This window comes from Amycolatopsis heterodermiae, from assembly GCF_034929455.1.
GTDB classification, from domain to species: Bacteria; Actinomycetota; Actinomycetes; order Mycobacteriales; family Pseudonocardiaceae; genus Amycolatopsis; species Amycolatopsis heterodermiae.
This window is the reverse complement of the sequence record NZ_JAYFSI010000016.1, coordinates 1-13165: the sequence shown is the minus strand read 5'-3', so window position 1 is coordinate 13165 and position 13165 is coordinate 1. Positions and strand designations below refer to the sequence as shown.

The window sequence follows — 13165 nt, the reverse complement described above, 5'->3', positions numbered from 1 at the left end:
CCGTCACCTCGCCGAAGTTCTCGTTTCACGACAGCCTTTCCGTATCGCGCAGGGCGAGCCAGGTGCACAGTCCGGCCAGGGTCAGTTCCGGGACCGCGCAGACGAGGGCCTGGGTGAATTCGGTGCCGGGCAGGGCGGTGAGGACGTCGAACCAGGCGTCCATCCCCGCGAGTGCCGCGACCGCCGAGGCCGACAGGCGGGCGCGGGCGTCGCCCCGGTGGTACCACCGTGCGGTGGTCGCGCAGCCGAGCGCCATGGCCAGGTCGAGTCCGATCCACACGGCCGGCCAGTGCCGCACCTGGGTGGTCTCGGGCAGGGTCCGGCCCAGCACGAACACCCACGGCACCAGGCCCGCCGCCACCGCGCCCAGCACGCCGGGCACCCACCTGGGCCGGGCACCCGGCGACGTCGCCGGGCAGGGCAGCAAGGGCATCGTCTGAACGGTCATGAATTCCTCCACTGAACGTCGGGCAGCCTTGCGGCAGAACTTTGCCGCCGGAACCGGCCGAGGTCGGTAGCCCGTGGTTCCGACTTCGTGGTGGTGCCTGTTACCGCACCGGTCCGGGTGCAGGCTTCATGGCACCGTCCGCCTCCGGTGCCCTAGCGTCGTGCCATGACGATTCCGGCCGGACTGGGACGCACGGTCCTCCGGGCGCGGCGGGACACCGGCTTCCTGGCCGCCGGTGTGCTGCCGCACCTGGGGCTGATGCCCGTGTGGGCGTGGGCGGCGACGACGACCGCCAGGACGGGGAACTGGCTCTTCACGGTTTCCCTCTCGGCCGTCCTGGTCCTGCTCGGCACCCCGGCGCTGACGGCCGTTCAGCGGGCTCGCTACCGGGTCCTCATCGGGGTGGACGTCCCCCGGCTCACCCCCACCGCGCCGGGACGATGGACGTGGGCTTCGACCGCCCGGTGGCTCGCGGCGACGCGGCCGTGGCGCAAGATCGGCTACCACCTCCTGCTGGGCCCGCTGCTCGCGCTGTTGGAGCTGCTGGTGCTCACGGTGACGGCCGCGTGCCTGGCGGGCGTCAGCGCTTACGCCTGGTCTTGGGCGCTGCCGACCGGAATCCGCCAGGACTGGTTCGGCTACCTGACCCAGCTGCCGGCTTACACCGCGGCTGGACTCCTCGTCCTGTGCGTCCTGCCCTGGACCGTCCGGGCGGTTGCCCGGGCCGAGGCGCGGCTCGCGGCAGGCCTGCTCGGGCCCAGCCGAGAACAGCGGCTTCAGGAGCGGGTCGACCAGCTGGCCGTGAGCCGGACCGACTTGATCGAGGCCGTCGACGCGGAGCGCCGCCGGATCGAGCGCGACCTGCACGACGGCACCCAGCAGCGGCTGGTGTCCCTCGCGGTCAACCTGGGCCTGGCCATGGCCACCCGTCCGGATCTCCCGGGTGATGCCCGCGAGGTGATCGCGAGAGCGCACTCCGAGGCGAAGGAGGCGATCGCCGAACTCAACGACCTGGTGCGGGGGCTGCACCCGGCCGTGCTCGATGACCGGGGTCTCGACGCGGCGTTGTCCGGGCTGGCCGCCCGCACGCCCCTGCCGGTGCGGTTGAGGGTCGATCTCGAGGAGCGGGTGGCGCCCAACGTGGAGTCGGTCGCGTACTTCGTGATCTCTGAGGCGCTGACCAATGCGACCAAGCACGCCAACGCGATGCGTGCGGAGGTGATGGTCCGTCAGGTCGGGGAGGTGCTGCGAGTGCGCGTGACCGACGACGGGCTGGGCGGTGCCGACGCCGCCGGCGGCACGGGGCTGACCGGGCTGGCCAAGCGGGTCGGCTCCCTCGACGGGGCCTTCCACGTCAGCAGCCCTGTCGGCGGGCCCACCACCGTCACCGCGGAGCTGCCGTGCGTGCGGTGATCGCCGAGGATTCGGTGTTGTTGCGGGTCGGCCTGATCCAGGTGCTGGAGACGGGCGGGTTCCAGGTCGCGGCGGAAACCGGCGACGCGGAGGGGCTGTTGGCGGCGGTGGCGGAGCACCGGCCCGCACTTGCCTTGATCGACGTCCGGATGCCGCCCAGCTTCACCGATGAGGGGGTGCGGGCGGCGATGGAGATCCGCCGGCGCTGGCCGGGGACGCCGGTGGTGCTGCTTTCGCAGTACGTGGAGGAGCGGTACGCGGCTGACCTGCTGTCGGCGAACACCAGCGGTGTGGGCTACCTGCTCAAGCAGCGGGTGGCCGATGTCGCCGACTTCGTGGCGGCGGTCCGGCGGGTGGCGGACGGGGGCACGGCCCTGGACCCGCAGGTCGTCGCCCAGTTGCTGCTGCGGCGCGAGAGCGACCCGTTCGCGCGGCTGACCCCGCGCGAACGAGAGGTGCTCGGCCTGATGGCCGAGGGGCGCTCCAACGCCGGTATCGCGCAGGCGCTGGTGGTCAGCGAGAGCGCCGTGGCGAAGCACATCAACAGCATCTTCGCCAAGCTCGACCTGCCCGTGGTCGACGCGGACCACCGCCGCGTCCTGGCCGTGCTGCGGTTCCTCGGAGCGTCCCGGGGCTGACCTTTGGATCCGGCCGCGGCGTCGTTGAGTTCCCCAGAGTTTGAGCCGCGGGCTCGCCGGGCAGTCCATGGACAGGTTTCGTCGACGCACGGAGGCTGTGGCATGGCGCACCACCCCGACATGGACGAACTGACCACCAAGGGCGAGGACGAGAGCTTCGAAGCGCTGGCTTCGCGGCTCATCGACGAGTACGGGCCCGGGCGACGCGACGATGTGGAGGCGGCGGTCGCCGCGGAGCGACGCCGGCTCGACGAGGCCGAGGTTCGCAGCTTCCTGCCGGTGCTGGTCGAGCGCGCGGTCCGGGATCGTCTCGACCAAGCGTGAACCCCGGGTGGCCCGCGTTCGCATCGCGGGCCACCCGCTCGGCTGCCGTGCCGCTCAACCCCGCCCTTGCTTCTTGCCCCAGAAGTACTCGTTGGCCAGGTTCTTCTTGATCTGGTCGGAGAGCCCGGCATAACGCGGGTCGGTGTTCAGGACGTTCTCGATGTCCTGGACCGCGTTCTGGGTTTGCGTCTTCTTCGGGTGGTCGGCGGGCAGGTTGTTGACGTCGTTCTGGAAATCCTCCCAGCTGTGCTTCGTCTTGTTCGCCTTGCCGGGGATGTCGTCGAGGGTGTACGAGGTCCGCGGCGGATCGTTCAGGTTGAACTTGTTCTCGTGGTGCAGCACGTTGTGGTACTCGATGACCGACTGGTTGGTGTTGGAGCCGTTGTAGCCGAGCTGGTCCTGCTTGATGTGGCCCATCTCGTGGTACAGGGTCTTGTCGGGCTGGCCCGCACCGAGGTTGATCGTGCCGGACTGGTGGTTGTACCCGCCGCCGCCCTGGAGGTCGAGGGCGTCGTGGGCCTTGTTGTGCCCGAACTCCCCGGCGACGGCGTTCTCGTCGTAGCCCATGTAGTGGCCGACCGTCTTGCCGTGGTCGGCCGGGCCGAAACCGTGTGCCACGCCGGGCGGCAGGTCTTCGATCTTGGTGTTCAGCTTGACGTTCGGGTCGTCCGGGATCTTCAGGGTCTTCTGCGGCCCGTCGATCCCCAGCTCGTTCTTGTAGCCGTCGTACTTGTCCCCGAACGGCCGGTCGTCGTTCGGCGGCCGGTTGTGCCCGGGGTGGTCGGGGCCCGCGGGCTCGTAGTCGACGGGCGTGTGCTGGTTCTGGCTGCCACCGGAGTGCGACTGGTCGCCGCCGGTGCCGCTGTGACCGCCGGTGTGGTCGCCGCCGGGCGCACCGGTGCCGTGGCCCGGCGGTGGCGGGGGAGGCGGCGGTGGGCTGGTGGTGCCGTGGCCCGGCGGGGGCGGCGGTGCGCCGGTTCCGTGACCCGGTGGGGGAGGCGGTGGCGGTGGTGCGCCGGTGTCGCCGTGGCCCGGCGGGGGAGGCGGTGCGCTGGTCGAGCCGTGCCCTGGGGGCGGCGGGGGAGGCGGTGGTGGCGACGGGTTGGAGTTCTGGACGTGGGTGGCGTCGTTGCCGGCGTTGGCGTGCGGCGGCGGCGCCGGGTGAGGTTGTGGTGCGGGGGTGTCGGTGTCGTCGGCCAGCTTGCTGCTGGTGCAGCCGAGGCCGAGCGGGTCGGCCTCGAGCAACGGGTTGGGCACGTAGGCGATCGGGTTCGGCGCCGGGGTGAGCCCCAGCGGGTCCTGGCTGAGGTACCGCCCGGTGCCCGGGTCGTAGTAGCGGAAGACGTTGTAGTGCAAGCCCGTCTCGTCGTCGGCGTACTGGCCGGGGAACCGCAGCGGCGTCGACGCGCCGCCCGGGCGACCGGGCGTCACGCGGCCCCACAGCGACGTGGTGGCGTGCCAGGCCACGACCCCGTGGGCGTCGATCATGTCGACCGGCGTGCCGATCTGGTCGGTGACGAACGAGAAGAACCGCACCCCGGTCCCGAGGTGTTCGGTCTGCGTGACCGGGCGCGTGCTGGCGGGGTAGTGGTCCCAGGTCAGCACGAGCTCGCGGCCGTGGGCGTCGCGGTGCACCTGCTCCACGAGCAGCTGGCCGCTCCAGGCGAACGTGACTTCTTCGGCCACGCTGCCGTCCGGCGCCAGGCGCTGCTTCGCGGTGCGACGGCCGAGCGGGTCGTAGCGGTAGCGCCACTCGGCGCCCTGGGGCGTCCGGACGCCGAGGAGGCGGTCGAGCGGGCCCCAGCGGTAGGTCCAGGTGCCGCCCGGGTCGCTGCGGGTGGTCAGGCGGCCCTGCGCGTCGTAGCCGAACCGGACGGCGCCCGCGGCGGCCAGCGTGTTGCCGGTGTAGCGGCGCGGTCCGTACTCGATGGCCGGCAGCTGCGCGTCGGCGATGTTGCCGGCCGCGTCGTAGCGGTAGCTCTCGGTTCCGCTTCGCGCGGCGACGTCGGTGACGCGACCGGCCGGGTCGAGCCGGAACCGCACCGGCCCGGAGAGGGCGTCGTCGACGCCGACGAGGCCGCCGTCGGGCTGGTAGCGGTAGCCGCGCTGCTGGACCACGCGGGCGGTGTCGCGCGCGGTCACGGTCTGCTGCGTCAGCTGGTGCTCGGCGTCGAACGCCTGGGTCAGGGTGGCGCCGGCGCCGGTGGTGCGCTCGATCTCCCGGCCGGCCTCGTCGTGGCGGAACGAGACCACCTGCCCGGCGACGAGCAGCGACACCGGGGTGCCGTCGGCGTCGTAGTTCCACGCACTGTCCACTCCGGACGGAGTGCGGCGCCGGACGTTCATCCCGTCGTAGGCGTAGGCGATCGCCCGGCCGTCGACGGTTTCCCGCACGACGCGGCCGAACTCGTCCCGGTCGATCTCCACCACGCTGTCGCCTTCGGTGGCGCGCACGAGGAAACCGACCGGGTCGTAGGTGTAGGTGGTCACGCCCGCGGCGGTGTGGCGCTCGACCACGTTGCCCAGGGCGTCGTAGGTGAACGTCGTGGCCGCGCCGAGGCCGTCGACCGACTTCACGAGCTGGCCGGCGCCGTCGTACTCGAAGCGCAGCACGCGGCCGTCGAAGTCGGTCTCGGAGACCGTGCGCCCGGCGGCGTCGTAGGTGTAGGACCAGCTCAGGCCCGCGGGGTTCGTGACGCGCGTCAGGCGCAGCTCGGTGTCGTACTCGTAGGCGGTCCGGGCTCCGGTGGCGTCGACCTTCGCGACGGTCAGGTCGAACGGACCGTACTCGTAGCGGTCGCCGCCGTGCTCGACGACGTTGCCCTCGGCGTCGTAGCGCCACTTGTCCTGCCGGCCCGTCGGCCCGATCCGGAGGGCGCGGCGGCCCTCGACGGTCCAGTCGAGCCGGGTCCGGGCCCCGGAGGCGTCGGTGACCACGCGCGGACGGCCGAACAGGTCCCGCTCCACCGGGTCCGCGACCGGGGCCGGCGCGACCTCCGCGCGCCACTGCCGGTCCTGCCGGAACTCGGCGTCCGCCGTGGAGCGCACCGCGAGCAGGTCGGGTGCGGTCCCGGCCGGGTACACCCGCCGGTGAGTACGGGCGCCCTCGGTGACCGTGAGCGTCAGTGAACCGTCCACTCCGGACTCGACGTCGGCGCGGGTCCCGTCCGGCCGCACGATCGCCGTGAGCAGGCCTTCCGCGGTGTACTCGAACGCCGTGGTGCGGCCGAGCGCGTCGGTGCGGGACAGGAGGCGGTCGTAGCGGTCCCACGTGGACACCGTCGTCTCGCCGAGCGGGCCGACCTCGCGCACGACCTGGTCGGCCTCGTTGAGGTGGAACTCGGTGCGGTGGCCGAGGGAGTCGGTGTAGGTGGTGACGCGGTTTTCGCGGTCGTAGGCGAACTGGCCGTCGTAGAACCCACGGTCGCCCACGGTCCGCACGCAGCGGCCTTCGGCGTCGTAGACGTAGCGGTACCAGACGCCGTTGCGGTCACGCCAGCCGGTGATCCGGCCTTCCGCGTCGTAGTCGTAGGTCTCGGCCAGGCCCGAGGAGTTGATCACCCGGGTCAAGCGGCCGCGCTCGTCGTAGCCGAAGGTGCGGGCGAGCACGGTGAGGTTCTTCTTCGGGTCGACCACCCGGATCGCCGTGATCCGCCCGGCGGCCGAGTCGAGCTCGACCAGGTAGCCGCCCGTGTGCCTGAGGAGCTTCGGCGCGCCGAACCGGTCGTACTCCACGTCGACCCGGTCGCGCCCGGCGCCGATCATCGCCGACACCGGAAGGGTTTCGCCGCCCCGGCCCGGAAGCGGGCCGAACCGCAACTCCGTGCCCCGCAGGGGATCCGTGATCGAGTACGTGCCGTCTTCGCCGACGCTCAGCGGGCGGCGCGGACCCTCCGCCGGCTGTACCGGGGAACCGGCCGCGGGGAGCGGGTAGACGAGGACCGTGCCGTCGGCGCAGTAGAAGGTCGCGGTGCGCGCGTCGAGTTCGAGGCGCTGGTCCACAGTGGACGTCCAGGTCGGGCCGAACCACTGCCCCGCGCGGTAGGTCGAGAGGTGCAGCCGCTCCAGCACCAGCGGGTCGGGCAGGCGCAGGTCCACCTGCTCCAGCACGACGGCGCCGCGCACGACGTCGACCGGGTCGGACTTGCAGACCAGGTTGTCCTTGCCGACCGCGGTGTCGCGGGGGTTGTCCGGCTTGGGGGTGGGCGGCGGCGTGTCCGCCGGCCCCTTGGCGCCGCCACCGCCGCCTCCGGGCGGGTCGCCCTTCGCGGGGGGCGGCGGGGTGCCGTGGTCGCCCGAGGTCTTCACGGAGTCGTCGCCACCGGTCTTGCCGGGCGGCGGCGGGGGGTCCTTCGGGGTGCTGTGGTCGCCTGAGGCCGACGTGCTGTCGTCGCCGGCCGGCTTCCCGGGGGGTGGCGTGTGGTCCTTGGGGGCGCCGCCGCCGTCGCCACCGGGGGTCTTCCCCGGTGGCGCCTTCGGGGTCCCGCCGATGTCGCCGACCTTGGGCGGCGGGGCGGTCTTGCCGACCTTGATGTTCTTGAGCGCCTTGCCCGCGTCCTCGAAGAGCGTGCCCGCCCTCTTCAGCAGCGGCACCAGGGCCTTGAGTGCCTTGACGAGCTTGGTGACCAGGTCGGTGATCTTCGAGGCGGTTTTCGCGACGGCGGTGACGACCTGGGGGACGACCCAGGTGAGGCCGATGCCGAGGGTGAAGATGACCTGCAGCGCCCAGCTGATCAGGTGGCCGACGAGTTCGGAGATGATGTCGCGCACCAGTGTGCGGACCGCGGCCACGACCTCGCCGGCGGTCTTGACGCCGCTGGAAGCCCCTTCGCAGCCTTTCTGCGCCGCTTGCAGGGTCGTGGCCACGTCCTGTCCGCGCTGCCGGTAGGTGTCCGAGGCCGGCCCGGACCACGACTGCAGGTCGGCTTTGATGGCGTCGGTCAGGTCCGAGGAGACGCTGCCGAGTTCCTTGGCGACGTTCGCCCAGGTCTCGGACTGGGCCTTGATCTCGTCGGCGTTGCCGGTGAGCGCGTTGAGCGCGTCCTTGAGCGGGCCGACGTGCTCCATCAGCCAGCTGACGCCGGCGGCGAGGATCGCCCCGAACGGGTCCATGGCCATCGACAGGGCGTCGAGCGCCGTGCCGACCGCGCCCATCGCCACCGAGGCCCAGTCACCGCTCTCGATCGCGGACTTCAGGTCGGCGGCGGACTCCAGGAGCGAGATGCCGGAGTAGGCCTTCGTCGAGTCCTGGGTCTGCGCGATCAACGGGTTGCTCACGTCGGCACGCTAGCAGCGGAGGTCACCGCCGCGCGTGTGATCCACGGTGTTGCCCGAATAGTTCCTTGTGGGCCGGATCGAGCGTTCGATTTGTCCGGAAGCGCCAGTCTTGGTGACCGACCCGCGCTGGAGGGTCGGTTCGGTGGCGACGCGCCGATGAGTCTGAGCCCACCGGAGGTCCGGACCCGGCGGCGGTCGTGAAGGGAAGCTCGGCGCGGTGGGTGTACGAACCGTCCGCCGCAGGCGTGCAGCGCTCAGGAACGGACCCGGTCCGCGGGTGCGGTCCAGCCGGTGGAGCGGATCCACTCGGCCAGGTCCCGGGTGGTCGGCTCGATCGCCTTCACCGCCGCGAGGTCCGACGGGTGTGCGGACGCCTCGGCGAACTGGCGGAACATCGCCTTGTCGAGGTCGTTGCCGAGGACGCTCAGCGGCAGGGCCTCGTAGCGTGACGGCAGCCCGGCGCGCGCGCCGAAGGCGGCGGCGATCTGGGGGCCCGTCGGCTCGTCGCCGATGACCTCGATGGCTCCGCCGGGCACGTCCGCGGTGCCGAGCAGGATCGCGGCGGCGACCTGGCCGATGTCCTTGATCGAGATCATCTTCAGGGCGATGTCGTCCGGCAGCGGCAGCCTCACCACGATCGTGCCGTCCTCCAGGCTCGGCGCCATCACGGTCGCGAAGTTCTCCATGAACGCGGTCGGGCGAACCATCGTGGCCCTCAGGCCGGACAGCTTCAGGTGTTCCTCGATCCGGTGCTTCGAGTCGTGGTGCGGGACGCCCGTTTCGCGATCCGCTCCGAAGACCGAGTTGAACACGACGTGGGGGACGCGCGCCGCGGCCGCCGCGTCGACGAGGGCGGTGCCCACCCGGACCTCCTCCTCGATCTCCTCGAGGCTGTTCGCCTCCGGGGTCATGAAATAGAAAGCGTCGACCGCTTCCAGCGCGGCGACGGTCGACGCCGGGTCGTCGATCCGCACGGTCGCCAGCTCGACGCCTCGGGCAGCAAGCGCCTGCGCTCGATCGGACCCGGGGGTGCGGACGAGGGCCCGCACCCGCGCTCCCCGGGTCAGCAGCGCGTCGACGACCGCCCCGCCCTGCTGTCCCGTCGCGCCGAAGACCGCGATCGCACCTGTTTCCCGCGTGACCATGTCGTCCACCTCTCATTGGTTCATGCCGTGAACCATATTAGTTCATGGCGTGAACCAATGCAAGGCCTGGGGGGTGCCGAGGAGGGCCGCGCGGCAGGTCAGGACGAGGTGGACGCCGAGACGCCCGAGGCGTCCACGATGGCGGTGGCGAGACGTTCGAGGTCGCGCTGGTCGTCGGCGTCGAGGTTCTCCGCGACGTCGGGCAGGCGCTTGGTGGTCTCGGCGAACACGGCCTCGGCGAGCACCTTCCCCGTGGGCGTCACGCTGAGCATGATGACCCGCCGGTCCTGCTCCGAACTCGCCCGGCTGACCAGGTCGCGCCGCTCGGTGCGGTCGACGAGCTGGCTCAGCGCGTTCTTGGTCATGCCGAGCGCGGCGGCGAGGTACGCCATCTGCCGCGGCTCGTCCTTGATCGCGCACAGCAGCGTGGCCTGCAGGGAGGTCAGGTCGTACTCGGCGCAGATCTGCGCGTACCGCCGCTGGATCAGGACCGAGAGCCAGAAGAGCTTGTCGCCGTAGTCCACGCCCGCCGCCCCTCGTCCGGTGCCGAACGCCCAGTCTACCGGCGCCGGCCGGCCCCGCGTCCTGTCTCAGGCGAGGGGGACCCGGACGACGGCTGGTGCTGTGGGCTGGGGTGAGCCGGTTGCGGGTTCGGTGGTGATGCCGATGCGGTTGGCGTCGGCGGGGAGGGGCACGGTGAGGATGCCGGAGCCGGCGTGCAGCAGGCCGGCGGACTGGGCGCCGCGGGAACCGATGACCCAGACCTGGTAGGCGTGGCCGGCGTCGAGTGGGGGCAGGTTCTGCGTGGCGATGAGCGCCTCGCCTCGTTGGCGCGAGATGGTCACCACCGCGGAACCCCCGGCTGTGCCGTCCGCGCGGAGCACGTTCGCGTCCGGTGCGTCCGAGACGGCGACCTGGGCCGCCGGTGCCGGTTCCGACTGCAGGGAGCCGATGCTGATTCCGCCGACGAGGACCGCCGCCGCGGCTGCGACGCCCGCCACGATGCCGGCGGTGCGGGTGCGCCACGAGCGGGGTGTACGGGTTTCGCTGCGGACCGTGGGTGGTGTCTGCCGGGTGGTGGCGATTTCGGTGAGCACCCTGCTGCGCAGGCGGTTGCCGGGGTCGGCGGTCATCGCCGCCCCGAGCTTGGCGGCGGTTTCGCGGAACTCGGCGACTTCGCCGGCGCAGGTCGGGCACTCGGCCAGGTGCCGGGCGAAATCGGCGCGCTCGAGGTCGGTCACCGCGTCGAGGACGTACGCACCGGTCAGGGTGTGGACTTCGGCGGTGGTCATCGGGTTGCTCCTAAGGCGTCCCGCAGGCGGACGAGGCCGTCGCGCATGCGGGTTTTGACGGTGCCGATGGCGACGCCGAGCTTTTCGGCGACCTCTCGGCAGGTGAGTCCGTGGAAGTAGGCGAGCAGGATGGATTCCCGCTGCAGTTCGGTGAGCGTGGCCAGGGCCTCGCGGACGAGGTGGTGCTCCTCTGTGGACAGTGCGGCTTCGGCGACGTCGTCGTAGGGCCGGTGGAAGTCCAGCAGTTCGACGCGGTCCTCACGGTCGCGGGCGGACTGCTCGGAGCGGACGCGGTCGATGGCGCGGCGGTGCGCGATGGTCAGGGCCCAGGTGGTGACCTTGGCGCGGGCCGGGTCGAACTGCGCGGCCTTGCGCCAGATCTCGAGCAGGACCTCCTGCGTGACCTCTTCGGACTGCGCGCGGGAGCGCAGGACCTGCATCACGGTGCCAAAGATCGGGCTCGCGAGCTGGTCGTAGAGCGCGGCGAAAGCCTGTTCGTCGCCGAGGGCGGCCCGGCCGATGAGTTCTTCGGGCGTCGGAGGTGCGGCGGGGGCGCCGTGGGGTGGTGGTCGGAGAGCGGTTAGTGTGGCTCGCGCGGCGGCCATGGTGAGTCCTTCCCGGCCGAAGCCGAGCCCGCGCTCCGCAGCGGGCGGAGTGCGCTGCCTGGCGGGCTGTCACGAGTGTTTCGTCGGTCGGCGCCCGGCGTATTGGTCCGAGTTTCCCGCCGGTGGCCGCTGTCACCGGAACGGGTGACTTGGGTCTCGGCGAGGTGTCGGAGCCAATACGGTGGCCACGCCGCGCCGAATGCTGTTCATGGCCGCGACAAAATTGACCACTCCGCCCGAGAGTCCTGCTCCGCCGCAGCGGACCCGGCTGCGGTTCTTCGCGGCCGCGTTCACCGGCGTCCTCGCGCTCGCCGCCGCGCTGGCGGCCGGGCACCTGGTCGCGGGGTTCATCAGCATCAACGCCTCGCCCTACCTCGCGGTGGGCAACGGCGCCATCGACCTCACCCCGATCGAGCTGAAGGACTTCGCCGTCCGCACGTTCGGCACCTACGACAAGCTGGTGCTGCTGGGCAGCATGGCCGTGGTCATGGTGGGGGTGGCGGCGCTCGCGGGTGTCCTTTCGCGACGGTCGCCGGTGCCGGGCACCGTGCTCATCGCGTTGTTCGGCCTGGTCGGCGCGTTCGCCGTGTACCAGCGGCCGGACCTGACGGTCGTCGCGCTGCTGGCCCCGATCGCCAGCTTGGTCGTGGGCGTCGCGGTTTTCCTTCTGCTGCACCGGATCGCGCCACGCGTGTGGCGTGAGCCGGACACGGACGAGAAGACCGGCACGTCACGGCGGGCGTTCCTGCTCGGCGGCGCCGGAGTGGTCGTCGGAGCCGGCGCGGCCGGCCTGGGCGGCCAGCTGATCAGCTCGTCGCGCGACGCCACGGCGTCCCGCGCAGCGGTCGGCAAGCTGATCCCGGCGCGGACCGCGCCGATGATCCCGGCCGACGCCGACTTCTCGAAGCTCGGCACCCCGCCGTTCCTGACGCCGAACGACAAGTTCTACCGCGTGGACACGGCGTTGTCGGTGCCGCAGGTGCGGACCGAGGACTGGAGCCTGCGCCTGCACGGCATGGTCGATCGTGAAGTCCGCTTCAGCTACAACGACATCCGCAACCGCCCGCTGGTCGAGCGCACCGTCACGATGACGTGCGTGTCCAACGAGGTCGGCGGCGACTACGTGTCGACGTCGAACTTCATCGGCGTCGACCTGGCCGACCTGCTGGCCGAGGCCGGCGTGAAACCCGGCGCCGAGCAGCTGTTCTGCACGAGCGTGGACGGCTGGACGTCCGGGACGCCGGTCGCGGCGGCCCAGGATCGGGGCCGCGGCGCGATGCTCGCGATCGGGATGAACGGCGAACCGCTGCCGCTGGAACACGGGTTCCCGGCGCGTCTCGTCACGCCCGGTCTGTTCGGGTACGTCTCGGCGACGAAGTGGGTCGTCGACATCGAGGTCACGACGTGGGCCGCGCGCCAGGCGTACTGGCTCAAGCGGGGCTGGAGCAAGGAAGCGCCGATCAAGACGGAGTCGCGGTTCGACTCGCACCGCGGGTTCGCCAGCGTTCCCCAGGGAAAGACGCGGGTCGCCGGGGTCGCCTGGGCGCAGCACACCGGGATCGAAAAGGTCGAGGTGCGCGTGGACCAGGGCCCGTGGCAGGAAACCATGCTGTCGCAGGAGGTCAACCTGAACACCTGGCGGATGTGGTGGACCGAGGTCGACCTGCCCACCGGGGTGCACCAGGTGTTCTGCCGCGCGACCGACAAGTCCGGCTACACCCAGACGGACATGCGTGCGGGAACCGTGCCCGACGGCGCGACTGGCTGGCACAACGTCACGTTCACCGCGGCCTGAGAAAAACTTCGGGAAGGACCAATCCGGTTCTCCCCGAGCCCCGAATACCCATCGAGAGAACGAGTTCCGCGGAGTCCCCGCAGCGAACTGAAATCCGCATTCACTGGAGTGATTTTTGTGAACAAGCTTCGTATTGCCGGTATCGGCCTGACCGCGGCCGCCGCCCTCACCCTGACCGCGTGTGGCAGCAGCGACACCGGCTCGTCCGCCAGCTCGAGCGCCCCGGCC

10 protein-coding genes are annotated in these 13165 nt (G+C 71.6%); 4 read left to right on the top strand and 6 right to left on the bottom strand.

Annotated elements, in window-relative coordinates:
- Positions 1-25: 25 nt before the first annotated feature.
- Positions 26-448, bottom strand: a complete 423-nt coding sequence (locus VA596_RS43695; RefSeq protein ID WP_323335772.1) for a hypothetical protein — start codon at positions 446-448, stop codon at positions 26-28.
- 165 nt (positions 449-613) lie between these two features.
- Here VA596_RS43695 and VA596_RS43690 point away from each other — a divergent pair, with 165 nt between their 5' ends.
- The 3 genes from VA596_RS43690 to VA596_RS43680 all read left to right on the top strand — a co-directional run bounded on the left by VA596_RS43690 (position 614) and on the right by VA596_RS43680 (position 2823).
- Positions 614-1861, top strand: coding sequence for a sensor histidine kinase (locus VA596_RS43690; RefSeq protein WP_323335770.1), 1248 nt, complete (start codon positions 614-616; stop codon positions 1859-1861).
- A complete protein-coding gene (locus tag VA596_RS43685; RefSeq protein WP_323335769.1) occupies positions 1849-2499 on the top strand; it encodes a response regulator transcription factor in 651 nt (216 codons plus the stop codon). The genes VA596_RS43690 and VA596_RS43685 overlap by 13 nt, the downstream gene beginning before the upstream one ends.
- A gap of 102 nt (positions 2500-2601) precedes the next feature.
- The gene (locus VA596_RS43680) at positions 2602-2823 is read left to right on the top strand and encodes a three-helix bundle dimerization domain-containing protein (protein ID WP_323335767.1); all 222 of its coding nucleotides are present in this window, start codon (positions 2602-2604) and stop codon (positions 2821-2823) included.
- A gap of 54 nt (positions 2824-2877) precedes the next feature.
- Here the strand turns inward: VA596_RS43680 and VA596_RS43675 are convergent, their stop codons facing one another.
- From VA596_RS43675 to sigK, 5 genes are all read right to left on the bottom strand, one after another.
- On the bottom strand, positions 2878-8100 hold the full coding sequence (locus tag VA596_RS43675; RefSeq protein WP_323335766.1) for an RHS repeat-associated core domain-containing protein: 5223 nt from the start codon (positions 8098-8100) through the stop codon (positions 2878-2880).
- Between the two features lie 254 nt (positions 8101-8354).
- Complete coding sequence (locus tag VA596_RS43670) at positions 8355-9245, bottom strand: NmrA/HSCARG family protein (RefSeq protein ID WP_323335764.1); 891 nt, start codon at positions 9243-9245, stop codon at positions 8355-8357.
- Positions 9246-9343: 98 nt separating this feature from the next.
- Positions 9344-9769, bottom strand: coding sequence for a MarR family winged helix-turn-helix transcriptional regulator (locus tag VA596_RS43665; protein ID WP_323335762.1), 426 nt, complete (start codon positions 9767-9769; stop codon positions 9344-9346).
- 66 nt (positions 9770-9835) lie between these two features.
- Positions 9836-10537: an anti-sigma factor gene (locus VA596_RS43660; RefSeq protein ID WP_323335760.1), complete on the bottom strand. Its 702-nt coding sequence runs from the start codon at positions 10535-10537 to the stop codon at positions 9836-9838.
- Positions 10534-11142, bottom strand: coding sequence for an ECF RNA polymerase sigma factor SigK (gene sigK / locus VA596_RS43655; RefSeq protein ID WP_323335758.1), 609 nt, complete (start codon positions 11140-11142; stop codon positions 10534-10536). Before sigK ends, VA596_RS43660 begins: the two co-directional genes overlap by 4 nt.
- 208 nt (positions 11143-11350) lie before the next feature.
- Between sigK and VA596_RS43650 the strand changes: the two genes are divergently transcribed.
- Positions 11351-12937, top strand: a complete 1587-nt coding sequence (locus VA596_RS43650; protein ID WP_323335756.1) for a molybdopterin-dependent oxidoreductase — start codon at positions 11351-11353, stop codon at positions 12935-12937.
- Positions 12938-13165: the final 228 nt, after the last annotated feature.